Annotated in this window: 18 protein-coding genes; 12 read left to right on the top strand and 6 right to left on the bottom strand. The window is 62.9% G+C overall.

Going from position 1 to position 25,110, the window contains the following annotated elements; all coding sequences use genetic code 11:
- Nucleotides 1-16: 16 nt before the first annotated feature.
- From ACF8RA_RS18755 to ACF8RA_RS18740, 4 genes are all read right to left on the bottom strand, one after another.
- Entirely contained in the window at nucleotides 17-727 is a 711-nt protein-coding gene (locus tag ACF8RA_RS18755) for an ABC transporter permease (RefSeq protein WP_176683278.1), read from the bottom strand.
- Nucleotides 724-1,443: an ABC transporter permease gene (locus tag ACF8RA_RS18750; RefSeq protein WP_021781693.1), complete on the bottom strand. Its 720-nt coding sequence runs from the start codon at nucleotides 1,441-1,443 to the stop codon at nucleotides 724-726. Before ACF8RA_RS18750 ends, ACF8RA_RS18755 begins: the two co-directional genes overlap by 4 nt.
- 170 nt (nucleotides 1,444-1,613) lie before the next feature.
- Nucleotides 1,614-2,366, bottom strand: coding sequence for a transporter substrate-binding domain-containing protein (locus tag ACF8RA_RS18745; protein WP_176683280.1), 753 nt, complete (start codon nucleotides 2,364-2,366; stop codon nucleotides 1,614-1,616).
- A 23-nt stretch (nucleotides 2,367-2,389) separates the two neighbouring features.
- Complete coding sequence (locus ACF8RA_RS18740; protein ID WP_012052078.1) at nucleotides 2,390-3,262, bottom strand: MurR/RpiR family transcriptional regulator; 873 nt, start codon at nucleotides 3,260-3,262, stop codon at nucleotides 2,390-2,392.
- 142 nt (nucleotides 3,263-3,404) lie between these two features.
- Here ACF8RA_RS18740 and ACF8RA_RS18735 point away from each other — a divergent pair, with 142 nt between their 5' ends.
- The 3 genes from ACF8RA_RS18735 (at nucleotide 3,405) to ACF8RA_RS18725 (ending at nucleotide 7,472) form a co-directional block, all read left to right on the top strand.
- A complete protein-coding gene (locus ACF8RA_RS18735; protein WP_176683281.1) occupies nucleotides 3,405-4,430 on the top strand; it encodes an Ldh family oxidoreductase in 1,026 nt (341 codons plus the stop codon).
- 163 nt (nucleotides 4,431-4,593) lie between these two features.
- Nucleotides 4,594-5,790 carry an aromatic amino acid transaminase gene (locus ACF8RA_RS18730; protein WP_392488029.1) on the top strand — a complete coding sequence of 399 codons (1,197 nt, stop codon included), beginning with the start codon at nucleotides 4,594-4,596 and terminating at the stop codon, nucleotides 5,788-5,790.
- 401 nt (nucleotides 5,791-6,191) lie between these two features.
- Complete coding sequence (locus ACF8RA_RS18725; RefSeq protein ID WP_176683282.1) at nucleotides 6,192-7,472, top strand: serine/threonine transporter; 1,281 nt, start codon at nucleotides 6,192-6,194, stop codon at nucleotides 7,470-7,472.
- A gap of 71 nt (nucleotides 7,473-7,543) precedes the next feature.
- Here ACF8RA_RS18725 and ACF8RA_RS18720 read toward each other — a convergent pair whose 3' ends face one another.
- Entirely contained in the window at nucleotides 7,544-8,731 is a 1,188-nt protein-coding gene (locus tag ACF8RA_RS18720; protein ID WP_392519423.1) for a Bcr/CflA family efflux MFS transporter, read from the bottom strand.
- 329 nt (nucleotides 8,732-9,060) lie between these two features.
- On the opposite strand from ACF8RA_RS18720, the gene tpx reads away from it, so the two are divergent.
- From tpx to ACF8RA_RS18690, 6 genes are all read left to right on the top strand, one after another.
- Entirely contained in the window at nucleotides 9,061-9,561 is a 501-nt protein-coding gene (gene tpx, locus ACF8RA_RS18715; RefSeq protein WP_176683284.1) for a thiol peroxidase, read from the top strand.
- Nucleotides 9,562-9,908: 347 nt separating this feature from the next.
- Nucleotides 9,909-11,213: an MdtA/MuxA family multidrug efflux RND transporter periplasmic adaptor subunit gene (locus ACF8RA_RS18710; protein ID WP_392519422.1), complete on the top strand. Its 1,305-nt coding sequence runs from the start codon at nucleotides 9,909-9,911 to the stop codon at nucleotides 11,211-11,213.
- Nucleotides 11,210-14,308: an MdtB/MuxB family multidrug efflux RND transporter permease subunit gene (locus ACF8RA_RS18705; RefSeq protein ID WP_392519421.1), complete on the top strand. Its 3,099-nt coding sequence runs from the start codon at nucleotides 11,210-11,212 to the stop codon at nucleotides 14,306-14,308. The genes ACF8RA_RS18710 and ACF8RA_RS18705 overlap by 4 nt, the downstream gene beginning before the upstream one ends.
- On the top strand, nucleotides 14,305-17,412 hold the full coding sequence (locus tag ACF8RA_RS18700; protein ID WP_176683287.1) for an efflux RND transporter permease subunit: 3,108 nt from the start codon (nucleotides 14,305-14,307) through the stop codon (nucleotides 17,410-17,412). Before ACF8RA_RS18705 ends, ACF8RA_RS18700 begins: the two co-directional genes overlap by 4 nt.
- A complete protein-coding gene (locus tag ACF8RA_RS18695; RefSeq protein ID WP_392515428.1) occupies nucleotides 17,409-18,899 on the top strand; it encodes an efflux transporter outer membrane subunit in 1,491 nt (496 codons plus the stop codon). The genes ACF8RA_RS18700 and ACF8RA_RS18695 overlap by 4 nt, the downstream gene beginning before the upstream one ends.
- A gap of 129 nt (nucleotides 18,900-19,028) precedes the next feature.
- On the top strand, nucleotides 19,029-21,116 hold the full coding sequence (locus tag ACF8RA_RS18690; protein WP_392515429.1) for a putative bifunctional diguanylate cyclase/phosphodiesterase: 2,088 nt from the start codon (nucleotides 19,029-19,031) through the stop codon (nucleotides 21,114-21,116).
- A gap of 51 nt (nucleotides 21,117-21,167) precedes the next feature.
- Here the strand turns inward: ACF8RA_RS18690 and ACF8RA_RS18685 are convergent, their stop codons facing one another.
- Nucleotides 21,168-21,428, bottom strand: coding sequence for a DUF1652 domain-containing protein (locus ACF8RA_RS18685; protein ID WP_176683290.1), 261 nt, complete (start codon nucleotides 21,426-21,428; stop codon nucleotides 21,168-21,170).
- Between the two features lie 481 nt (nucleotides 21,429-21,909).
- Between ACF8RA_RS18685 and pgm the strand changes: the two genes are divergently transcribed.
- The 3 genes from pgm (at nucleotide 21,910) to ACF8RA_RS18670 (ending at nucleotide 25,079) form a co-directional block, all read left to right on the top strand.
- Nucleotides 21,910-23,547 carry a phosphoglucomutase (alpha-D-glucose-1,6-bisphosphate-dependent) gene (pgm, locus tag ACF8RA_RS18680; RefSeq protein ID WP_392515431.1) on the top strand — a complete coding sequence of 546 codons (1,638 nt, stop codon included), beginning with the start codon at nucleotides 21,910-21,912 and terminating at the stop codon, nucleotides 23,545-23,547.
- A 78-nt stretch (nucleotides 23,548-23,625) separates the two neighbouring features.
- Nucleotides 23,626-24,138, top strand: a complete 513-nt coding sequence (locus tag ACF8RA_RS18675; protein WP_176683292.1) for a sigma-70 family RNA polymerase sigma factor — start codon at nucleotides 23,626-23,628, stop codon at nucleotides 24,136-24,138.
- Nucleotides 24,135-25,079 (top strand): FecR domain-containing protein, encoded by a 945-nt coding sequence (locus ACF8RA_RS18670; protein ID WP_392461120.1) that lies wholly within the window; start codon nucleotides 24,135-24,137, stop codon nucleotides 25,077-25,079. The genes ACF8RA_RS18675 and ACF8RA_RS18670 overlap by 4 nt, the downstream gene beginning before the upstream one ends.
- Nucleotides 25,080-25,110: the final 31 nt, after the last annotated feature.

Here is a 25,110-nt window from a genome sequence, read left to right as displayed (position 1 = left end):
GAAACGTATCCTTCGGTCAGTTCAGGTGGCGGCCCAGGCGGGCTTCCAGGTGTTTCAACAGGCGCCGCACCAGTTCGACGATCACCAGGTAGAGCACGGCGGCCCACAGGTAGATCTGGAAGTCGAAACTGCGCGAGAAGGCCAGTTTGGTCACGCCCATCAGGTCGTAGATCGTCACCAGCGAGGCGATCGCACTGGCCTTGATCATCAGGATCAGTTCGTTGCCCAGCGGGCCGATGGCCACCAGCAGCGACTGCGGCAATATCACCTTGAAGAAGGTGGTCGAGCGTTTCAGGTTCAGCGCCCGCGCCGCTTCATGCTGGCCAGGTGCAACCGCCATCAGGCTGCCGCGGAAAATCTCGGCCTGATAGGCGGCGGTGTTCAGGGTGAACGCCAGCAAGGTGCAGAACCACGCTTCGCGGAAGAACCACCACAGGCCGACGTCCTGCCAGAAGCCCTTGAGCGAACCCAGGCCGTAATACAGCAGGAACAATTGCGCCAGCAGCGGCGAGCCGCGGAAGAAGTACACGTAGCCGGCAGCCATGCGCTGCAGCAACAGGCTGCGAGACATGCGCGCAAGTGCCAGCAGAAGGCCGAGCACAGCGCCCAGGCTGAAGGAAATTGCCACCAGCTTGGCGGTGACCAGCAGGCCGTCGATGAAGCGTGGGCCGTAGCGCTCCAGCAGGTCGGGGTCGAGCACCATTGCCAGCAGTTGATCGAAGCTCATGCGCGTGCTCCTTGCAGGTGGCGGTTGCTGCGCCGTTCGATGTAGGCGAACACGCGCCCGGACAGTGCTGCGAACAGCAGGTAGCCCAGGCAGGCGACGCCGTAGAAGAACATCGGCTCCTTGGTTACGCTGACCGCCAGATTGGTCTGGCGCATCAGGTCGACCAGCGAGATGGTCGACACCAGCGAGGTGTCCTTGAGCAGCGACAGCCAGTTGTTGGACAAGCCGGGCAGGGCGATGCGGGTCAGTTGCGGCAGCAACACCTTGAAGAAACCGGTGCGCTTGCTCAGGCCAAGCGCCGAGCAGGCTTCCAGTTGGCCCTTGGGCAGGGTCTTGAAGGCGGCCAGCCAGATCTCGCTGGAAAACGCGGCGAACACCAGGCTGAAGGCGATCATCGCGGCGAGGAAGGTGTTGATGATGAACTCACCTTGATAACCCATGGCGGCGAGGATCTTCTGCGCGGCGATCTGGCAGCCGTAATAGATGATCAGCAGCGTCAGCAGCTCGGGCAGGCCGCGGAACACGGTAGAAAAGGTGGTGGCCCAGGCCCGTGGCAGGCGTTTGCGTGAGCGCGCCGCCAGCGCGACCACCAGGCCCAGTGGCAGGCCGATGGGCAGGCAGGCCAGGGCCAGGGAAACGGTAACCAGCGCGCCGGCCAGCAACGCCTGGCCCCAGCCTCCGCTGGCGAAAGACAGCAAGGACAATTGATCGAGCATGACGAACCTCTTGGGCAGGTTATGCGGCCTTGTGGGAGCGGCCTTGCGTCGCGATAGGGCTGCGTAGCGGCCCCAGGGTTTATGCAACTGCAGAGATTATCGGGGCCGCTACGCGGCCCTATCGCGACGCAAGGCCGCTCCCACAGGGCGTTCGCACAACTTCCTGAAGATCAGTTGTAGATATCGAAAGCAAAATACTTGCTGGCGATCTTCTGATAGGTACCGTTGGCCACGATCTGTTGCAGCGCGGTATTCAGGCGCTGGCGCAGGGCTTCGTCGTCCTTGCGCACAGCGATGGCGGCATCGGCCTTGGTGTCGGCCACGTCGCCAAGGATCTTGCAGCAATCCCCACCGTTCTTGTTCATCCACTCGTGCAGCGGGAATTTGTCGGCAATCACACCGTCCAGGCGGCCGGCCGCCAGGTCTGCGTTGGCTTCGTCCATGGTCGGGTACAGTTTCACGTCGGCACCAGCCTTGCCATACACGTCTTCGGCGTAGATGGCCTGGGTGGACGAAGACTGCGCACCGACGGTGTAGCCGACAAAGTCGGTCTGGGCGCTGTCGATCTTGCTGTCCTTGGCAACCGCCACGGTCAGGGGCGTGCGGTAGTAGCGGTCGGTGAAGGCGATCTTCTTGCGTCGCTCTTCGGTATCGATCATCGACGCTACCACCGCGTCATACTTGCGCGCCATCAGGGCGGGGATGATGCCTTCCCAGTCCTGGGCCACCAGCGTGCATTCGACTTTCATCTGTTCGCACAGGGCATGGGTGATGTCGACATCGAAGCCATGCAGCTTGTTATCGGCGTCTACATAGTTGAAGGGCGGGTAGGCACCCTCGGTGGCGAACCGCAGGGTTTCAGCGCTGGCGGCACCCGCCAGCAGCAGGGCGCACGCACCCACCAAGGCCATGGACTTGTTCATCTCTGCACCTCATTGCACTCTTGCTATTGTTGTTTGCCCGTCGACCACGAGGTGTAGCCGACGAATTCGTTATGTAGAGCGGCAGTTGCTTCCAAGCGTTTTTCAACATCTGGCCCGAGCTTCTTGCAGACCTCGTTGACCATCAGATGCACCCACGACAACATCGTCGAGGTGGATTCCCAGAACAGGTTGAACTCGGTGGGGATGCGGAACACCTCGTCGGCATTGGCATCCGCCCAGTCACAGAAAGTGTCGGTCACCAAGGTGACCGCAATGCCAGCCTCGCGCGCCTTCTGGCACAGCATCAGGGCATGGCGGGAATAACGGCGCGCCTCGAACACCACCAGAGCGCTGTCTTCGGCACGGCCCAGCAGCACTTCGCCGAAGTGCCCGGCGCTGATGTCGACCAGTTGCACACCATCGCGCAGGTATTGCAGCAGGTGGCTCATGCACATGGCGATGCCACGCTCGGTCTGGAAGCCGGCGATGAACACTCGCGGTTTGCTCGCCAGGCGTTGCGCCACGTTGTGCCAGGCCGGGCTCTGGCGGTACTCGTGTACGCGCACCAGGGCGGCGATTTCCAGCTCCAGGCTGCCGGCGTTGTCGCTGGCGTCCTGGTTCTGGCGGTAATCTTGCAAGCGATCACCCACCAGCCACGGGCCATCGCCCAGATCGTTCTGCAGGTCTTGCTTAAGCGCCTTGAGGTGGGCATAACCCAGTGAGCGACAGTAGCGCCCGACGCTGGATTCGCTGACGCCCAGCTTGGCGGCAATGCTGGCCGAGGTCTGGAACGGCAGTTCGTGCAGGTTGGCAAGCATGTAGGTGGCGATCTTGCGACCCGAGGCAGCGGCCCCTTCGAGGCTGTTTTCCAGGCGTTGCTTGATCAGTTGGCTCATGCTGCGGCTCCAGGGGTGAGGCTTGGGAAGAAAATGAATGTTTTCTGTCATCAAGTCAACATTTGACAGATTGCTGTCACATGAAGGAAAGTTTTTGTCGTTGCAACGCTGTAGCCATTCCAAAATCAACAAGGAGCTTCAGATGTCCGCACCTGCCACCAGCACCGTTGTGCGCATGCCGTTTACCGAGCTGCAAAGCCTGTTGCAGGCCATTTTCCAGCGCCATGGGTGCAGCGAGGCCGTGGCCCGGGTGCTGGCCCACAACTGCGCCAGCGCCCAGCGTGATGGCGCCCATAGCCATGGGGTGTTCCGCATGCCCGGTTATGTCTCGACCTTGGCCAGCGGCTGGGTCGATGGCCAGGCCACGCCACAGGTCAGCGACGTGGCCGCCGGTTATGTGCGTGTCGATGCTGCGGGCGGTTTTGCCCAGCCAGCACTGGCGGCGGCCCGTGAGCTGTTGGTGGCGAAGGCACGCAACGCAGGCATTGCCGTGCTGGCGATCCACAACTCGCACCACTTCGCTGCGTTGTGGCCGGATGTAGAGCCGTTCGCCGAAGAGGGCCTGGTAGCCCTCAGCGTGGTCAACAGCATGACGTGCGTGGTGCCGCATGGTGCGCGCAAGCCACTGTTCGGTACCAACCCCATCGCTTTTGCTGCGCCTTGCGCTGAGCATGACCCGATCGTTTTCGACATGGCCACCAGTGCCATGGCCCATGGCGATGTGCAAATTGCCGCGCGTGCCGGCCAGCAATTGCCGGAGGGCATGGGGGTGGACGCCGATGGCCAGCCGACCACCGACCCAAAGGCGATTCTGGAAGGCGGCGCCCTGCTGCCATTTGGCGGGCACAAGGGCTCGGCGTTGTCGATGATGGTCGAGCTGCTGGCGGCGGCGCTGACCGGCGGTCATTTCTCCTGGGAGTTCGATTGGTCCGGGCATCCCGGGGCGAAAACGCCATGGACCGGGCAGTTGATCATCGTCATCGACCCAGGCAAGGCCGAGGGCGAGCGCTTTGCCCAGCGCAGCCGCGAACTGGTGGAGCAGATGCAGGCAGTCGGGCTGACCCGGATGCCGGGTGAGCGGCGCTATCGTGAGCGTGAGGTGGCCGAAGAGGAGGGGGTGGCAGTGACCGAGCAGGAGTTGCAAGGCCTGAAAGAGCTGCTTGGCTGATCTGGCCCTTTCGCGGGTTAACCCGCAAAGAATCCAGCCCTTAACCCCGGCCATGCAATGTTGCATAGACAACCTTGCACAATAGTGGATGTTCCTGAGCCCTCACTCCGGGTATGCTCAGGGCTGACTTTCCGTACCGTCCTGATCCAAGGAGCTGCACGCTGTGTTCAAACATGTCGATGCCTATGCCGGCGACCCGATCCTCTCGTTGATGGAAACCTTCAAGGCCGACCCGCGCGCCGACAAGGTCAACCTGAGTATTGGCCTGTACTACGATGAGGCCGGCGTGGTGCCGCAACTGGCGGCGGTGGATGCGGTGGAAAAACGCATTGCCGGTCAGGACCACGAAGCCTCCCTGTACCTGCCGATGGAAGGCCTGGCCGGTTACCGCCAAGCCATTCAGGCGCTGCTGTTCGGTGCCGATCACCCGGCCGTGACCGGCGGCCGGGTGGCCACCGTACAGACCGTGGGTGGCTCCGGCGCCCTGAAGGTCGGTGCCGACTTCCTCAAGCGCTACTTCCCGCAGTCTGAAGTCTGGGTCAGCAACCCGACCTGGGACAACCACCGCGCCATCTTTGAAGGTGCAGGCTTCAAGGTCCACACCTACCCGTACTTCGACCAGGCCACCCGTGGCGTGGACTTCGACGGCATGCTGGCCACCTTGCAGAGCCTGCCGGCCAACAGCGTGGTGCTGCTGCACCCGTGCTGCCACAACCCTACCGGTGCCGATCTGGAGCAGCACCAGTGGCAACAAGTGGTCGAAGTGGTCAAGGCGCGCCAGCTGATCCCATTCCTCGACATCGCTTACCAGGGCTTCGCCGAAGGCCTGGTAGAAGACGCCTACGCTATCCGCGAAATGGCCCGTGCGGGCGTTCCGTGCCTGGTCAGCAACTCCTTCTCGAAAATCTTCTCGCTGTATGGTGAGCGGGTGGGCGGCCTGTCGGTGGTGTGCGATGACGAGGCCACTGCCCAGAGCGTGCTTGGCCAGCTGAAGGCCACCGTGCGCCGCAACTACTCCAGCCCGCCCAACTTCGGCGCCCAGCTGGTTGCCGGCGTACTGAGCGATGCTGGCCTGAATGCCCAGTGGGCCGAAGAAGTCGAAGTGATGCGCAAGCGTATCCTTGACATGCGCCAGGCGCTGGTCGATGCCCTGGCCGTGCTGCTGCCGGGCCAGGACTTCCAGTTCTTCCTGCGCCAGCGCGGCATGTTCAGCTACACCGGCTTCAGCGTCGAGCAGGTACGTCGCCTGCGTGACGAGTTCGGCGTTTACCTGATCGACAGCGGCCGTGTGTGCATGTCCGGCCTGCGCCCGGCCAACCTGCAACGGGTTGCCGAAGCGTTCGCTGCCGTTCAGAAGTAACTCGCCAGCCACGGACCCTCCTGCGGGGCGCGGTTGGACTTTGTGGGAGCGGCCTTGCGTCGCGAAAGGGGTGCGGAGCGCCCCCACGATTGCAGCTTTGCCGCTGACATTGCTGGGGCCGCTTTGCGGCCCTATCGCGACGCAAGGCCGCTCCCACAGGCCGCTCCCACAGGCGGCTCCCACAGGCGGCCCCACAGGCCCCCAGGCCGCTACATTCCATCGAACGACACCAGCAATGCCTTCCGCTTGTAAAGACAAGTGCAACCGCTCCTCGGAAAAGGGCTTCGCAAGTGCAACCTTTCCGTGCACAATCGCGCCCCTCTTTTCCGGTTGAGTTGGGCGAAACGTCTATTTCGCCATTCTCAGCCTGTTGCAGTCTTGCGAGTGGAGCTTCACCCGGAATGAATGAGCAGGCCCCAAGCGTTGAACAACGCTTTGCAGAATCGACCCCCGCCACCCTAGGCACCTGGGCGCGTCAAGACACCACCTGGATGCTGGGCCTGTTCGGCACAGCCATCGGCGCCGGGACACTGTTCCTGCCGATCAACGCGGGCCTTGGCGGCTTCTGGCCGCTGCTGATCCTGGCCGTGCTGGCCTTCCCGATGACCTATTTCGCCCACCGCGGGCTGACCCGTTTCGTCCTTTCCGGGCGCGATGGCGGCGACATCACCGAAGTGGTCAAGGAGCACTTCGGCGTCACCGCCGGCGCCTCGATCACCGTGCTGTACTTCTTCGCGATCTTCCCGATCCTGCTTATCTACAGCGTGGCGCTGACCAACACCGTGTCCAGCTTCATGGAACACCAGCTGCACATGCAGCCGCCGCCACGGGCAATCCTGTCATTCGTGCTGATTCTCGGCCTGCTGGCCATCGTGCGCTGCGGGGAGCAGGCCACGGTCAAGGTCATGAGCCTGCTGGTCTACCCGTTCATCGTCGCTCTGGCGTTGTTGGGCCTGTACCTGGTGCCGCACTGGACCGGTGGCATTCTCGACAGCGCCACAGAGGTGCCGCCGGCCTCGGCCTTCCTGCACACCCTGTGGCTGGCCATTCCGGTGATGGTGTTCTCGTTCAACCATTCGCCGATCATTTCGGCCTTTGCCGTCGACCAGAAGCGCCGTTACGGCGAGCACGCCGACGAGCGTAGCGGCCAGATCCTGCGTCGTGCCCACCTGCTGATGGTGGCGATGGTGCTGTTCTTCGTGTTCAGCTGCGTGCTCACCCTGAGCAGCGCCCAGCTGGCCGAAGCCAAGGCGCAGAACCTGTCGATCCTGTCGTACCTGGCCAACCACTTCAGCAACCCGACCATCGCGTTCGCTGCGCCGTTGATCGCCTTCGTGGCCATCGCCAAGTCGTTCCTCGGCCACTATATCGGTGCCAGCGAAGGCCTGAAGGGCATCATCGCCAAGACCGGTGCGCGTCCGGGCGCCAAAGCCCTGGACCGCGTGGTCGCTGCACTGATGCTGGTGGTGTGCTGGATCGTTGCCACGCTCAACCCGAGCATTCTCGGCATGATCGAGTCGCTCGGCGGCCCGATCCTCGCGGTGCTGTTGTTCCTGATGCCGATGTACGCCATTCGCCGTGTGCCATCGATGCGCAAGTACAGCGGTGCGGCCTCCAACGTGTTCGTCGTTGTGGTCGGCCTGGTTGCGCTGACTTCGGTGGTGTACGGCCTTGTAAGCTGATTCACCCGTTTCATTCAAGAATGCCCGGGGCGCTTGTCGTCACCCGGGCATTTTTCTGCCTGATCAAGGTTTCAACAGCGTTGCATTCCATCGTTCTTGGTGCGTGCAAGCAGCCACCACCCGCAAAGGCTGACCACCACGAACAGCATGCCCAAGCCTGCCGGTAGCTCGCTTTCCAAAGCTGCGACCACACTGCTCGTCAAACCGGCACCGGCGAACAGCAATGTCGCATTGAGCGACGCTGCCGCACCTGCCTGACTCGGATAGCGCGCCAAAGCCTGGGTTGTTGCGGCGGGGCGTACCAAGGTTGTCCCGGTGGTACAGACAATCATCGGCAGTAGAACCCCCAGCACAGATAAACCTGCTACCCGCCCCCACATCAAAAGGGTAATGCCCGCAGTACTTATAAGCAGCAAGCCTGCTTTTATTTGAGTTTGCGGGCTTACGCGACTGTTCAAGTAGGTCGCAGCCATGCCGCCGGCGATGTATGCCAACCCATAGCCGATAAAGACCAGAGAGAATTGATAGGCCGTCAGCTCCAGCCTGCCCATCAGCAGCAAGGGCGCTATGACGATAAAGGAAAAATGGCAGGCAAAGGCGAGGCTGGACAGCATGGAATGCGCGAGATAGTCCGTGTCTCGCAGCATCACCCGATAACTGGACATGCTTGGCGCCCGGTCGCGCGCCGCAGGTGTGTCATGAAGCAGCACACACGATAAAAGTGAAACGATTGCAGCGATGATCACGAATACCGTAAAGCTTGCCTTCCAGCCAAACGACTGTTGAAGCAAAGCACCTGCCAGCGGTGACAGGGAGATGAACAACCCGCTCGCGCTTGTTAACAGGATGCGCATGGCATTGCGTTGTGTACCGCTGTAGAGGTCCTGCACAAGCGCCTGGCCTAGCACGAGGCTGCCGCAACCCAGGGCCTGCACCAAGCGAAAGGCCATGAACGTTTCATAATGGGTTGAAAATACGCAACCGAGCGCCCCCACAATGGATACGCTCAACCCAGCGAGCAACAAACGCTTGCGCCCGATGCCATCCGACAGTGGGCCGATCACGATTTGCGCCATGGCCACACCAACAGCAAAAAAGCTCACCGAGTACGCAATCTGTTTTGTGTCGACTCGAAACTCATTGGCCAGCGCAGGGAATGACGGGAGGATCACGTCCAGGGGAAACGCACCCAGCAGACATAACAGAATCAGCAGCGTCGAACACAGATAGCGCCGAAGCGAACCAGCGGGGCGGTGCACGCTGCTAACCACGAGCCAGGCTGGCCGGTTTTTCAGGTCTCGTGTTGGTAGCGTTCATCTATGTATTCCCCTTGTTGTCAGGCGTCTGATGGTAGCGCTGCCTTGAGGATGCACAAGCCGAACTGAGTGGCGAAATTTCTGATAGCGTTGTAGGTTCCTGCCGAGGGCTTATTGGCAGCCGTGAAGCAACTGGCCGTGACAGTCGGGGCTCGTCATTTTGTCCACAAAAATCGTCCGGCAATAGAACAATTTCACCTGCCCCCATAGGCACCCGGCTGCCTTCATGCTTAACTCAGTGTCCTTTTCAAACCCCGCATAAGGATTTCGTCATGGCTCAAGTGACCCTCAAAGGCAACCCGGTCCAGGTCAACGGCAACCTGCCACAGGCCGGCGCCCAGGCTCCGGCTTTCTCCCTGGTAGGTGAAGGCCTGGCTGACAAGTCGCTGAAAGACTACGCCGGCAAGCGCAAGGTGCTGAACATCTTCCCGAGCGTCGATACCCCGACCTGCGCCACCTCGGTGCGCAAGTTCAACGCCCAGGCCAACGACGTCGCCAACACCGTGGTGCTGTGCATCTCGGCTGACCTGCCGTTCGCCCAGGCACGCTTCTGCGGCACTGAGGGGCTGGACAACGTGAATAACCTGTCGACCCTGCGTGGTCGCGAGTTCCTCGAAAACTACGGCGTAGCCATCGCCGACGGCCCGCTGGCCGGCCTGGCCGCCCGCGCCGTGGTGGTGCTGGACGAGAACGACAAGGTGCTGCACAGCGAACTGGTTGGCGAAATTGCTGACGAGCCGAACTACGAGGCGGCGCTGGCTGTACTGAAGTAAGGATTGCGTGGGGCAGGGCGGGCGTCTGTAGCCTGTGATGGCCTCTTCGCGGGTAAACCCGCTCCTACAACGTGCGGCACAGTTTTCAAAGGCTGTGACATCCCCGTAGGAGCGGGTTCACCCGCGAAAGGGCCAGACCAGGCAACCGAACCTTCAGGCCCGCCACCGCTCCAAGCAACACCCTGTAACGGCCCGGAACACGTTCCGGGCCGTTTTCATTTAAAATTCCGCCTCTTGGCAACGTCAGGCAAAGGTAAACCTCTGGTAAAGGCCCTTTGCTAAAACGATGGCAGTGCTTATCGTTCATCCTCCCCAAGTCGTCATTCCGAACAAGGTTCGTTCAACCCATGCAAGCGTCCAATTCCCGTTCCCTCCGTCGCTGGCTCGTCGGCCTGCTGATCCTGCTGCTGGTGGCTGCACTGGCCTGGTGGCTGTGGCCTGCAGCGACGCCTGCGCATAAAGAAGCCAGTGGCGGGCGCGGTGGCAAGGGCATGATGGGCGGTCGGCCAGGTTTTGGCGGCTCCAGCGACCCGGTGCCGGTGCGCGTCGTACCGGTGCGGACAGGCGACTTCCCGCTCTACTACAAAGCCTTGGGCACGGTCACCGCGACCAATACAGTCAATGTGCGCAGCCGTGTGGCTGGCGAGCTTGTGAAAATCCACTTCAAGGAAGGCCAGCGCGTCAAGGCCGGCGACCTGCTGGCCGAAATCGACCCGCGCCCTTATCGCATCGCCCTGCAGCAGGCCGAAGGTACCTTGGCGCAGAACCAGGCGCAGTTGAAAAACGCCCAGGTCGACCTGGCCCGCTATAAAGGCCTGTACGCCGAAGACAGCATCGCCAAGCAAACCCTGGACACCGCCCAAGCCCAGGTTGCGCAGTTCCAGGGGCTGGTCAAGACCAATCAGGCACAGGTCAACGACGCTCGCCTGAACCTCGATTTCACCCAGATCCGTGCGCCGATCAGTGGCCGGGTGGGCCTGCGCCAGCTCGATCTGGGTAACCTGGTGGCCGCCAACGACACCACCGCGCTGGTGGTGATCACCCAGACCGAGCCGATCAACGTCGCCTTCACCCTGCCGGAAACCGAACTGAGCACTGTGCTGGAGCGCTACCGCAGTGGCGCCAGCCTGCCGGTCGAGGCCTGGGACCGCAGTGACAGCAAGCTGCAGTCCACCGGTGTGCTGGGCAGCATCGACAACCAGATCGACACCACCACAGGCACACTCAAGTTCAAAGGCCGCTTCGAGAACAAGGACCTGGCCCTGTTCCCCAACCAGTTCGTCAACGTGCGCTTGCTGGCCGACACCCTCAAGCAGGTGGTCATGGCCCCGGCCGCGGCCATCCAGTTCGGCAACGATGGCACCTTCGCCTATGTGGTCAACGAGCAGAGCACCGTCAATGTCCGCAAGCTGAAGGTGGGCGCCAGCGATGGCGAGAACAGCGTCATTCTCGACGGCCTGAAGGCCGGCGACCGCCTGGTGCTGGAAGGCACCGACCGCCTGCGCGAAGGCACCCAGGTGGAAGTGGTCGAAGACAGCTCGCAAGTGCCGACCAGCCCAGGCCAGCACCTGCAAGGGCAGGAAGCCAAGGGTGCGGCCCAAACAACAGGTGAAGCACAACCTGGCAACGCAGTAGGCAAGGCGGGCGCATGAACCTGTCGCGCCTGTTCATCCTGCGCCCGGTCGCCACCACGCTGAGCATGCTGGCCATCGTGCTGGCCGGCCTGATCGCCTACAAGTTGCTGCCGGTTTCCGCCTTGCCGCAGGTGGATTACCCGACCATTCGCGTCATGACCCTGTACCCCGGCGCCAGCCCGCAGGTGATGACCAGCGCCGTCACCGCGCCACTGGAGCGCCAGTTCGGCCAGATGCCGGGCCTGGAACAGATGGCTTCGACCAGTTCTGGCGGCGCGTCGGTGCTGACCCTGCGTTTCAACCTCGACATGAACATGGACGTTGCCGAGCAACAGGTACAGGCCGCGATCAACGCCGCCAGCAACCTGCTGCCCAGTGACCTGCCGGCACCGCCGGTGTACAACAAGGTCAACCCGGCCGACACCCCGGTGCTGACCCTGGCCATCTCCAGCAAGACCATGCCGCTGCCCAAGCTCAACGACCTGGTCGATACCCGCGTGGCGCAAAAGCTTGCGCAAATCAGCGGCGTGGGCATGGTCAGCATTGCCGGTGGCCAGCGCCAGGCGGTACGCATCAAGGTCAACGTCGACGCCCTGGCGGCCAATGGCTTGAATCTGGATGACGTGCGCACGCTGATCGGTGCCTCCAACGTCAACCAGCCCAAAGGCAACTTCGACGGCCCGACCCGGGTGTCGATGCTCGATGCCAACGACCAACTGCGCTCTCCCGAGGAATACGCCAACCTGATCCTGGCCTACAACAACGGTGCGCCGCTGCGCCTGAAGGATGTGGCCGAAATCGTCGACGGCGCCGAAAACGAGCGGCTGGCCGCCTGGGCGAACCAGAACCATGCTGTGCTGCTGAACATCCAGCGTCAGCCGGGCGCCAACGTGATCGAAGTGGTCGACCGCATCAAGGGTCTGCTGCCGTCGATCACCGACAACCTGCCGGCCGGCCTCGATGTGTCGGTGCTGACTGACCGCACCCAGACCATTCGCGCCGCGGTCAAGGACGTGCAGCACGAACTACTCATCGCCATCGTTCTGGTGGTGATGGTCACCTTCGTTTTCTTGCGCCGCTTCAGCGCCACTCTCATTCCGTCGATTGCCGTGCCGCTGTCGCTGATCGGGACGTTCGGGGTCATGTACCTGGCCGGGTTCTCGGTCAATAACCTGACGCTCATGGCCCTGACCATCGCCACCGGCTTTGTGGTCGATGATGCCATCGTCATGCTGGAGAACATCTCCCGGCATATCGAAGAGGGCGAGACGCCCATGCAGGCGGCGCTCAAGGGCGCCCGACAGATTGGCTTCACCCTGATTTCGCTGACCTTCTCGCTGATTGCGGTACTGATCCCGCTGCTGTTCATGGCGGACGTGGTCGGTCGCCTGTTCCGCGAGTTCGCCATCACGCTGGCAGTGGCCATTCTGATTTCCCTGGTGGTGTCCCTGACCCTGACGCCGATGATGTGCGCGCGTCTGCTCAAGCGCGAGCCCAAGGAAGAAGAGCAAGGCCGCTTCTACCGTGCCAGTGGCGCCTGGATCGACTGGCTGATCAAGCACTACGGCAGTGCCCTGCAGTGGGTGCTCAAGCATCAGCCGCTGACCTTGCTGGTGGCGGTGGCCAGCCTGGTGCTCACGGTGTTCCTGTACATGGTCGTGCCCAAGGGCTTCTTCCCGGTGCAGGACACCGGGGTGATCCAGGGTATTTCCGAAGCGCCGCAGTCCACCTCGTTCGCCGCCATGAGCGAACGTCAGCAGGCCCTGAGCAAGGTCATCCTGCAAGACCCGGCCGTGCAAAGCCTGTCGTCCTACATTGGCGTAGATGGCGACAACGCCACGCTCAACAGCGGTCGCCTGCTGATCAACCTCAAGCCCCACGGCGAGCGCGATGTCAGCGCCAGCGAAGTGATCAGCCGCCTGCAGCCGCAGGTCGACCGGCTGGTGGGCATCCGCCTGTTCATGCAGCCGGTGCAGGACCTGAGCATCGAGGACCGGGTCAGCCGTACCCAGTACCAGTTCAGCTTGTCGTCGCCGGACGCCGACCTGCTGGCGCAGTGGAGCGGCAAGCTGGTGCAGGCGCTGCAGCAGCGCCCGGAACTGGCCGATGTGGCCAGCGACCTGCAGGACAAGGGCTTGCAGGTGTACCTGGTGATCGACCGTGATATGGCCAGCCGCCTGGGGATCAGCGTGTCGCAGATCACCAATGCCCTGTACGACGCCTTCGGCCAGCGGCAGATCTCGACCATCTACACCCAGGCCAGCCAGTACCGCGTGGTGTTGCAGTCCCAAGACGCCGCCACGATCGGCCCGCAGGCGCTGGAGTCGATCCACGTCAAGGCCACCGATGGCGGTCAGGTGCGCCTTTCGGCGCTGGCGCGGATCGAGCAGCGTCAAGCGCAGCTGGCTATTTCCCACATTGGCCAGTTCCCGGCGGTGACCTTGTCGTTCAACCTGGCCCACGGCGCATCGCTGGGCGAAGCCGTGCAGGTGATCGAGCAGGTGCAGAAGGACATCGGCATGCCGCTGGGCGTGCAAACCCGCTTCCAGGGTGCGGCCGAGGCCTTCCAGGCGTCGCTGTCGAGTACCTTGCTGCTGATTCTGGCGGCGGTGGTGACCATGTACATCGTGCTGGGGGTGCTGTACGAAAGCTACATCCACCCGGTCACCATCCTCTCGACCCTGCCGTCGGCGGCGGTCGGTGCCTTGCTGGCCTTGCTCATCAGCGGTAACGACCTGGGCATGATCGCCATCATCGGCATCATCCTGCTGATCGGTATCGTCAAGAAGAACGCGATCATGATGATCGACTTCGCCCTGGAGGCTGAGCGCAATCAGGGCATGAGCCCGCGCGATGCCATCTACCAGGCGGCGCTGCTGCGCTTCCGGCCGATCCTGATGACCACCCTGGCCGCGCTGTTTGGTGCGGTGCCGCTGATGCTTGCCACCGGTTCCGGCGCCGAGCTGCGTCAGCCACTGGGCCTGGTGATGGTCGGCGGGTTGCTGGTCAGCCAGGTGCTGACGCTGTTCACCACTCCGGTCATCTACCTGTACTTCGATCGCCTGGCCCGCCGCCTGCGCCCGGCCACTGACGTGAAGCAGGCCCAGGCATGAACCTGTCCGGGCCTTTCATCCGTCGCCCGGTGGCGACCATGCTGTTGAGCCTGGCGATCATGCTGCTGGGCGGGGTCAGCTTTGGCTTGCTGCCGGTGGCGCCACTGCCGCAAATGGACTTCCCGGTGATCGTGGTGTCGGCGAACCTGTCTGGTGCAAGCCCCGAGGTCATGGCGTCCACCGTGGCCACACCGCTGGAGCGCAAGCTGGGCAGCATCGCCGGCGTCACTACGCTCACCAGCAGCTCCAACCAGGGTTCGACACGGGTAGTCATCGGCTTCGAGTTGGGCCGTGACATCGATGGCGCAGCCCGTGAGGTGCAAGCGGCGATCAACGCTACCCGCAACCTGCTGCCCAGTGGCATGCGCAGCATGCCCACCTACAAGAAGATCAACCCGTCGCAGGCGCCGATCATGGTGCTGTCGCTGACCTCGGATGTGTTGCAGAAAGGCCAGCTGTATGACCTGGCCGACACCATCCTTTCACAGAGCCTGGCTCAGGTATCGGGGGTAGGGGAGGTGCAGATCGGTGGCAGTTCGCTGCCGGCCGTGCGCATTGCCGTCGAGCCGCAATTGCTCAACCAGTACAACCTGTCGCTGGACGAGGTGCGCACTGCGGTGTCCAACGCCAACCAGCGCCGGCCCATGGGCTTTGTCGAGGACGCCGAGCGCAACTGGCAGGTGCGGGCCAACGACCAGTTGGAAAGCGCCAAGGACTATGAGCCGGTGGTGATTCGCCAGCAGAACGGCACCATTCTGCGCCTGTCTGACGTGGCGACCGTCACCGACGGTGTTGAAAACCGTTACAACAGCGGTTTCTTCAACGACCAGGCAGCGGTGCTGCTGGTGGTCAACCGCCAGACCGGCGCCAACATCATCGAAACGGTCGACCAGATCAAGGCGCAGCTTCCGGCACTGCAGTCGTTGCTGCCAGCCAGCGTGCAACTGAACGTGGCCATGGACCGCTCGCCCGTGATCAAGGCCACCCTCAAAGAGGCCGAGCACACCCTGCTGATCGCCGTGGTGCTGGTGATTCTGGTGGTCTACCTGTTCCTCGGCAGCCTGCGCGCCTCGCTGATCCCCAGCCTGGCGGTGCCGGTATCGCTGGTGGGTACGTTCGCGGTCATGTACCTGTGCGGTTTCTCGCTCAACAACCTGTCGCTGATGGCGCTGATCCTTGCCACCGGGCTGGTGGTGGACGATGCCATCGTGGTGCTGGAAAACATCTCCAGGCACATCGAGAACGGCCAACCGCCGATGAAGGCGGCCTACCTGGGCGCCAAGGAAGTGGGCTTCACCTTGCTGTCGATGAACGTGTCGCTGGTGGCGGTGTTCGTCTCCATCCTGTTCATGGGTGGCATCGTGCGCAACCTGTTTCAGGAGTTTTCCATCACCCTGGCAGCGGCGATCATCGTCTCGCTGGTGGTGTCGCTGACCCTGACACCGATGCTCTGCGCCCGCTGGCTCAAGCCGCACCAGGCCGAGCAGAGCCGCCTGCAGCGCTGGAGCGACAAGCTGCATCAGCGCATGGTTGCTGCCTATGACCGCAGCCTGGGCTGGGCCCTGCGCCACAAGCGCCTGACCCTGCTCAGCCTGCTGGCCACCATCGGCGTCAACATCGCCCTGTACGTGGTGGTGCCCAAGACGTTGATGCCCCAGCAGGATACTGGCCAATTGATGGGCTTCATCCGGGGCGACGACGGCCTGTCGTTCAGCGTGATGCAGCCGAAGATGGAAATCTACCGCCGGGCCTTGCTGGCCGACCCGGCAGTACAGAGCGTCGCCGGTTTCATCGGTGGCAACAGCGGTACCAACAACGCTTTTGTGCTGGTGCGCCTGAAACCGATCAGCGAGCGCAAGATCGATGCGCAGAAGGTGATCGAGCGCCTGCGCAAGGAACTGCCCAAAGTGCCCGGCGGGCGCCTGTTCCTGATGGCCGACCAGGACCTGCAACTGGGTGGCGGTGGGCGTGACCAGACCTCTTCGCAGTACCTGTATACCCTGCAAAGCGGCGATCTTTCGGCATTGCGCGAATGGTTCCCCAAGGTGGTCGCGGCGCTGCGTGCACTGCCTGAGCTGACCGCCATCGACGCCCGCGATGGTGCTGGTACCCAACAGGTGACGCTGGTGGTCGACCGTGACCAGGCCAAGCGCCTGGGCATCGACATGGACATGGTCACCGCGGTACTGAACAACGCCTACAGCCAGCGGCAGATCTCCACTATCTACGACAGCCTCAACCAGTACCAGGTGGTGCTGGAGATCAACCCGAAATACGCCTGGGACCCGAGCACGCTGGAGCAAGTGCAGGTGATCACCGCCGACGGTGCCCGGGTGCCGTTGTCGACCATCGCCCACTACGAGAACAGCCTGGCCAACGACCGGGTCAGCCACGAAGGCCAGTTCGCTTCGGAAGACATCGCTTTCGACGTCGCCGAGGGCTACAGCCCCGACCAGGCCATGGCGGCGCTGGAGCGCGCGGTGGCCAAGCTGGGCTTGCCCGAGGAGGTGATTGCCAAGCTCGGCGGCACTGCCGATGCCTTTGCTAAGACCCAGCAGGGCCAGCCATTCATGATCCTTGGCGCACTGCTGCTGGTGTACCTGGTGCTGGGCATTCTGTATGAAAGCTACATTCACCCGTTGACCATTCTCTCGACACTGCCTTCGGCGGGCGTCGGAGCCTTGCTGGCGCTGTACGTCACCGGTGGCGAGTTCAGCCTGATCTCGTTGCTTGGGCTGTTCCTGTTGATCGGGGTGGTGAAAAAAAATGCCATCCTGATGATCGACCTGGCCCTGCAACTGGAGCGCCATCAGGGCTTTTCGCCGGAAGAGTCGATACGCCGGGCCTGCCTGCTACGCCTGCGGCCGATCCTGATGACCACCCTGGCGGCGATCCTTGGCGCATTGCCATTGCTGTTGAGCCAGGCTGAAGGCGCAGAAATGCGTCAGCCGCTGGGCCTGACCATCATCGGCGGCCTGGTGTTCAGCCAGATCCTCACCCTTTATACGACGCCGGTGGTTTACCTGTACCTGGACCGCCTGCGCCACCGTTTCAACCGTTGGCGCGGCGTGCGCACCGACGCCGCCCTGGAAACCCCGCTATGACTTTTGCCCAGACCCCACTTCATCGTGCACTGCAAGCACTGGCCCGTGGCCGTGGCTCGCGCCTGCTCGGCGCCGGGTTGTGCCTGGCCTTGCTCAGTGCCTGCACCCTGAGCCCCGATTACCACCGCCCCGAGCTGAACAGCACGGCGGCGCAGTTCAAGCACGCCGAAGGCTGGACCCAGGCCTCGCCGTCCGACGCCATCGCCCGCGGCGCCTGGTGGGAAATCTACGGCGATGCCGGGCTCAACGCGTTGGTCGAAGAGCTCAACCGCAGCAACCAGACCGTGGCGCAATCAGAAGCCCAGTATCGCCAGGCCCAGGCGCTGGTGCGCAGCAGCCGTGCGGCGCTGTTCCCCAGTCTGGACCTGAGCGCCAGCAAGAACCGCTCGGCGCAGGGAACCGGCAGCTCCAGTTCCAGCCTGTCCAATAACAGCAGTGGCATTCGCAACACCTACAACGCCCAGTTGGGCGTGAGCTGGGAGATCGACCTGTGGGGCAAGCTGCGCGAAACCCTGAATGCCAATGAGGCCAGTGCCGAAGCCAGTTTCGCCGACCTTGCGTCTATCCGCCTGAGCCAGCAGTCGGAACTGGTGCAGAACTACCTGCAATTGCGGGTTATCGATGAGCAGAAGCGCTTGCTGGAAGCCACCGTGGCGGCTTATGAACGCTCACTGCGAATGAACGAAAACCAGTACCGTGCCGGGGTCGCCGGCCCGGATGCCGTGGCCCAGGCCCGCACCCAGCTCAAAAGCACCCAGGCTGACCTGATCGACCTGATCTGGCAGCGTGCGCAGTTCGAAAATGCCATCGCCGTGCTGCTGGGCAAGGTTCCGGCCGACTTCGCCCTGACCGACAGCAAGACTATTCCCGCGTTGCCGCAAATACCGGTTTCGCTGCCTTCGCAACTGCTGGAGCGCCGCCCGGACATCGCTGCGGCCGAACGCAACGTGATGGCGGCCAACGCCAACATCGGGGTCTCGCGGGCAGCCTACTTCCCGGACCTCAGCCTGAGCATGAGTGGCGGTTATTCCAGCAGCAGCTTCAGCAACTGGATCGAGCTGCCCAACCGCTACTGGTCGGTAGGCCCGCAGTTGGCGCTGACCCTGTTCGACGCCGGCAAACGCAGCGCCGAGGTCGACCGCACGGTGGCCGTATATGACCAGACGGTGGCGCAGTACCGCCAGACCGTGCTGGACGGCTTCAGGGAAGTGGAAAACCTGTTGGTTCAACTGAAAGTGTATGGCGATGAAGCCGTGGTGCGCCAAGAGGCGCTCGATGCTGCCCGCGAGTCGTTGCGCCTGACCGAGAACCAGTACCGCGCCGGGCTGATCGGCTATCTGGATGTGGTCAACGTGCAAACCACGGCGCTGAGCAACGAGCGCAGCGTGCTGAACCTGCTGCAAGGGCGCCTGGTGGCCAGTGTGCAACTGGTGGCCGCGTTGGGCGGCGGCTGGGATGCAGAGCAGGCGTTTGCCGAGCAGAATTGACCACGCGCAGAGGGGCGCATTTGCGGTTATTGGGCCCATCCCCATTCGCAAAAACCCCGTGCGTTTCGCTTAAGCTTGAGTACAATCGTCAGCTTTTGCCGGCCCCCTGTTCCGGCGCTGGAACTTTCAATGCTGACCGGTAGCTACTCTTCTTCGCTGGTGTTGATTTCGCTGTGCGTGGCGATCCTGGCATCCTATACCGCTCTTGACCTGACTGGCCGCATCGCCACGGCCAAGGGCCGCGCTGCCTACCTGTGGATGGGCGGCGGTGCATTGGCCATGGGCATCGGCGTGTGGTCGATGCACTTCATTGGCATGCTTGCCTTCAGCTTGCCCATCGACTTGGGTTACGACCTGGCCCTGACCGCGTTCTCGCTGCTGATCGCTGTGCTGTCCTCGGGCTTTGCCTTGTGGCTGGTCAGCCAGCCGAGCCTGCCAGCGCTGCAGTTGGGGTTCGGCGCGCTGATCATGGGCTCGGGTATTGCCTGCATGCACTACACCGGCATGGCCGCACTGCGCATGCTGCCGGGCATCGACTACGACCCGACGTTGTTCGGTGCTTCGCTGCTGATTGCCGTAGGCGCCTCGGCGGCGGCATTGTGGATCGCCTTCCGCCTGCGCAAACACACCCCCTATGTACGGCAGATCCGTGGCCTGGCGGCAGTGGTGATGGGCTTTGCCATCGTTGGCATGCATTACACCGGCATGGCAGCGGCGAACTTCCCCGAGGGCAGCTTCTGCGGCGCGTTGGGGGGCGGGCTGCAGGGTGACAGCCTGGTTTACCTGGTGCTGATCACCACGCTGGCAGTACTGGCAGTGGCTCTGCTGACTTCGGTGCTGGATGCTCGCCTGGAGGCGCGTACTGCCGAGTTGGCCCGTTCGCTGACCTTGGCCAACCAGGAGCTGACCCAACTGGCCCTGCACGACACCCTCACGGGTCTACCCAACCGTACCTTGCTCGCCGATCGCATCGAACAGGCCATCGCCAAAGTGGCGGAGCAGGGCGGCTGTTTTGCCCTGATGTTCATTGATCTGGACGGCTTCAAGCCGGTCAACGATGCCTTTGGCCACCATATCGGAGACCTTCTGCTCAAGGCAGTGGCGGCCCGCCTGCGCGGCCACTTGCACAGCCAGGACACGCTGGCACGGATTGGTGGCGACGAGTTCGTTCTGCTGGTGGAACTGCAGGAACCGAACGATGCCATGGACGTGGCGGTCAAGCAGGTCAACCTGGTTTCCCGGCCTTTCCGCGTGGCCGAGCACGACCTGCAACTGTCAGCGAGCCTGGGCATCGTCCTGTACCCGGGCAACGGCCAGGACCAGCACGAGCTGCTGCGTAACGCCGACGCGGCCATGTACCATGCCAAGAGCGCTGGCAAGAACGGTTACAGCTTCTTCGATGTGTCGATGAACAGCAATGCTCGCCAGCAGTTGCAGTTGCTGCAGGACTTGCGTCTGGCGCTGGAGCAGCGCCAGTTCCGCTTGCATTACCAGCCCAAGTTCGACGCCCATACCTGCCAGCCGATTGGTGCCGAAGCACTGCTGCGCTGGGAGCACCCGCAGCAAGGCCTGCTGCTGCCTGACCGCTTCATCGGCCTGGCGGAAAAGACCGGCCTGATCATCCCCATTGGCGAGTGGGTACTCATCGAGGCCTGCCGTCAGATGCGTCAGTGGCTGGACCAGGGCCACCTTGGCTGGCGCATGGCGGTGAACCTGTCGGCTATCCAGTTCTGCCACGCCGGCCTGGTCGACAGCGTGGCCCGTGCCCTGCAGCAGAACGGCTTGCCGGCCAACTGCCTGACACTGGAAATTACCGAAACCACCGCCATGCACGATGCCGACGCCAGCCTGACCGTGCTGCAGCGCCTGTCCGACATGGGCGTGGACTTGTCCATTGATGACTTTGGCACGGGCTATTCCAGCCTGATGTACCTAAAGCGCCTGCCAGCCAACGAGCTGAAAATCGACCGCGGTTTCGTGCGCGACCTGGAGCAGGACAGTGACGATGCAGCGATTGTTTCGGCAATTGTCGCACTGGGCCAGGCCTTGGGCCTGCGTATCGTTGCCGAGGGGGTTGAGACCGACAAGCAGCAGGACTTCCTGACCCGTCTGGGCTGTGATTCGTTGCAGGGCTACCTATTGGGCCAGCCCGTGCCGGCCGAGCAGTTCATGAGCAAGTTGCAGGCCATGGGCCCGGAATTCACCGCTGCGGGCTAAGCTCTGTATGAAAAGCCTTGATACTCGGTGAAGCTGCGATGAAAACAGCGCCTAGACTGCATCGCGCAGGGTAAAGGCGGGTATGAAGGCATCCATTTCCGCCTCGACGGCCTCGATGATGCGCTCTACATCGGCAGCGGGCATGATCGCCGCACAGGGGATGCCCGCAATCGCCAGCAAGGTTTCACCGCTGGCGCGGTCGAACAGCCGCGCGACCATGCTGCGTGGCGCATCCATGCTGGCCTCGAAACCCAATGGATGGAAATGCCAGCGCATCACCTGGCAGGCGTTGGGGAACGTCATCTTGTTCATGCCAGCCTCCTTGTCCGTCCCCGGACGTGATGAGCGGGTGGCCACATCGATGCGGCCGCCGGGAACATAAACATAGCACCTGCCATGCGCGATTTTCGGTTGTCGGCACGACAAATGTGTTAATGCATGACAGTGGTCACATCCTGGTCATGGGCGCTATGTGTCGACTGGTCGCATGGCAAACGTTTTCCCGGCCGGATGGTGCCGGGTAACCATTGGGTTTCGTGGATTTCGCTGACATACGACGCGCAGGTTTTTCAGACGAGCGGCTTGGGGTAGGGGCCGGCGACGGAAAGCCATGGGTTCCATTATCCAGGGGTATTGTTTCTACGCGAGACCGTTTACGCGCCATCACGCTTTGATGCGGTTCTGCAAGGGCGACGTGCACTGGCTGATTCTTTGATGCCCCCATCGCACGGCATTGCAACTCTCAGTACACTGCACGCTCCAACACCAACATCCGTTGAACTCGAGGTTTTGCATGACGCTCAGTCCTTTGGCAGGCAAGCCGGCTCCGACCAGCGTGCTGGTCGATATTCCCCGGCTGCTCACCGCCTATTACACCGGCCGCCCAGACGCTGTCGTGGCGGCCCAGCGGGTGGCCTTCGGCACCTCGGGGCACCGGGGCACTTCGCTTGAATTGAGTTTCAACGAGTATCACGTCTTGGCCATTACCCAGGCTATCTGCCTGTATCGCCAGGAAAAAGGTATCGATGGCCCGCTGTTCATCGGCGCCGATACCCACGCTCTGTCGGCCCCGGCTACCGCTAGCGCCCTGGAGGTTCTGGCCGCCAACGGCGTGCAGGTGATGCTGTCCAAGGATGACGAATACACGCCCACACCGGCTGTGTCCCACGCCATCCTCTGCCACAACCGTGGCCGCACACAGGGTTTGGCTGACGGTATCGTCATTACCCCGTCGCACAACCCGCCACAAAGCGGTGGCTTCAAGTACAACCCGCCCAACGGCGGGCCGGCCGACAGCGACGTGACCAAGTGGATCGAGGGCAAGGCCAACGAGCTGCTGGCGGCTAACCTGGCCGGCGTCAAGCGCATGGACCATGCCCAGGCGCTGCAGGCGCCGACCACCCACCGCCACGACTACGTCAGCAACTATGTGGCCGACCTGGAAAACGTCATCGATTTCGATGTGATCCGTGGCGCCGGGTTGCGCCTGGGCGTCGACCCGCTGGGCGGGGCAGGGGTACGCTACTGGTCGGCGATTGCCAAGCACTACCAGCTGGACCTGGAAGTGGTGAACACCGAGGTCGACCCGACCTTCCGCTTCATGACCGTCGATTGGGACGGCCAGATCCGCATGGACCCTTCCTCGCCGTATGCCATGCAGGGTCTGATAGGCCTGCGTGAGCGCTTTGACGTGGCCTTCGCTTGCGACCCGGACCACGACCGCCACGGCATCGTCACCCCTGACGGCTTGCTGCAACCCAACAACTACCTGGCCGTGGCTATCGACTACCTGTTCCGCCACCGCCCGCAGTGGCGCAGTGACGCCGCCGTGGGTAAGACCGTGGTCTCCAGCGGCCTGATCGACCGCGTTACCCAACGCCTGGGCCGTGATCTGTATGAGGTGCCGGTGGGCTTCAAGTTCTTCGCCCAGGGCCTGTTCGACGGTTCGCTCGGTTTTGGTGGCGAAGAAAGTGCAGGGGCTTCGTTCCTGCGCCGCGATGGCTCGGTGTGGGCCACCGACAAGGACGGGTTGATCCCGGCCTTGCTGGCCGCCGAAATGACCGCCCGTACCGGGCGTAACCCGAGCCAGGCTTATGCCGACCTGACCGAGGCGCTGGGCAAGCCGTTCGCCACGCGTGTCGAGGCCAAGGCAGATGCGCGGCAGAAGGCGTTGCTGAGCAAACTGGCGCCGGAGCAGGTGACGTCGACCGAGCTGGCCGGTGAGCCGATCGTGCAGATCCTCAGCCACGCCCCAGGCAATGGCCAGGCGATTGGCGGGCTCAAGGTGATGACGGCCAATGGCTGGTTCGCCGCGCGCCCGTCGGGTACTGAAGACATCTACAAGATCTACGCCGAAAGCTTCATCGACGAGGCGCATTTGCAGCGTCTGGTGCAGGAAGCACAAGTGCTGGTCGATGAAGCAATCGCCTGACCGGTAACAAACCGCTTGGTTCTGTGGCGCGATGTAAATTAGAATTAATCTTATTTACTCCGCCGCAGGACCCTCCTCATGATCGACGCCGCGCCGCCACCGGAGCCTGGCCTGCCTGCCCTGTACCGGGAGCATCGCGGCTGGCTGGAAACCTGGCTGCGCCGGCGTATGGGCAATGCCTGGGATGCCGCCGACCTCAGTCAGGATACTTTTCTGCGCATTCTGGCCAGCGCCCAGCCGCTGGCAGACATACGCGAACCGCGCGCCTATCTGCTGACCGTCGGCAAGCGCCTGCTGAGCAACTTCCACCAGCGACGTAGCCTGGAGCAGGCCTACCTTGATGCTTTGGCGCAGTTGCCCGAGCAACACGTGCCGTCGCCAGAACAGCGCTGGGTACTGCTGGAAACCCTGCAAGCACTGGATGAATTGCTCGACGGCCTCAAGCCGGCGATACGCAAGGCCTTTCTCTGGAGCCAGCTGGAAGGCTTGGGCTACGCCGAGATTGGCCAGCGCCTGGGCGTTTGCCAGCGCTCGGTGAAACGCTACATGGCGCAGGCTTACGAACATTGCCTGTTGGCCGATTTGCAATGAGCCCCCACTCCCCAGAAACCCGCAAAGCGCTGCGTGCTGCGGCCCGTTGGCTGGCATTGCTGGATTCTGGCGACGCAAGCGAAGCTGACCTGCTGCGCCTGGCGCAATGGCGCGCCAGCAGTCACCTGCACGAAGACGCCTGGCAAAAGGCATCGCTGCTGCGAGCGCGGTTTGCCGGGTTGCCCGGCGCATTGGCGATGGCCGCCCTGGATCGTCCGGATGCCGGTCGTCGGGCATTGCTCAAACAAGCCCTGGGAGTGTCGGCGTTGTTGCCGGTGGCCTGGCTGGTGAGCCGTGAGCTGCCGCTGGATGCCTGGACCGCCGACATGCGCACCGCAGTAGGAGAGCGCAGGCAGGCTCTGCTGAGCGACGGCACCTGGTTGCAGTTGAACACCGACAGTGCGGTCGGTATCGAGCTGGGTGCAGGCCGCGTGGCACTGCTGCGCGGTGAAGTGGCCGTCAGTGTGCCCGCTAACCTTAGCCTTACCTTGCAGGTGCCTTACGGCCGGGTGGTGCTTAGTGAGGGCGAGGTGTGCCTGCGCCTGCTTGATGAGGCCTGCCGGGTGTCGGCGATCAAAGGGGCGGCCAGCCTGCAACCGTTGCGTGGTCCAGCCGTGATGCTGCAGGCCGGCCAGCAGGCCAGTTTGCAGGCGACCGGCGTTGGCCCCGTCAAAGCCTTCGACGAATGGCAACTGGGCTGGCGCGAAGGCGCACTACGGCTGGACGACCGCCCGTTGGGCGAGTTGCTGCACGAACTGCGCAGGTATCGCCCCGGCGTACTGCGCTGGGCACCGGAACTGGAGCGCTTGCGTGTGACCGGCACGTTCCGCCTTGACGACACCGACCGGGTGCTGGCCTTGCTCGCCGCCAGCCTGCCGTTGCAGGTGCAGAGCCGCACGCGTTATTGGGTGAGCCTGACCGCACGAGAAAAACGAGCATGAGGCTGTCCCCTTTTTTTCACTCGCCGGTCAT

It is taken from the genome of Pseudomonas sp. FYR_5 (genome assembly GCF_043106315.1).
GTDB classification, from domain to species: Bacteria; Pseudomonadota; Gammaproteobacteria; order Pseudomonadales; family Pseudomonadaceae; genus Aquipseudomonas; species Aquipseudomonas putida_Y.
Note: the sequence above shows the minus strand (reverse complement) of the source record. Positions and strands in the feature narration are given on the sequence as shown.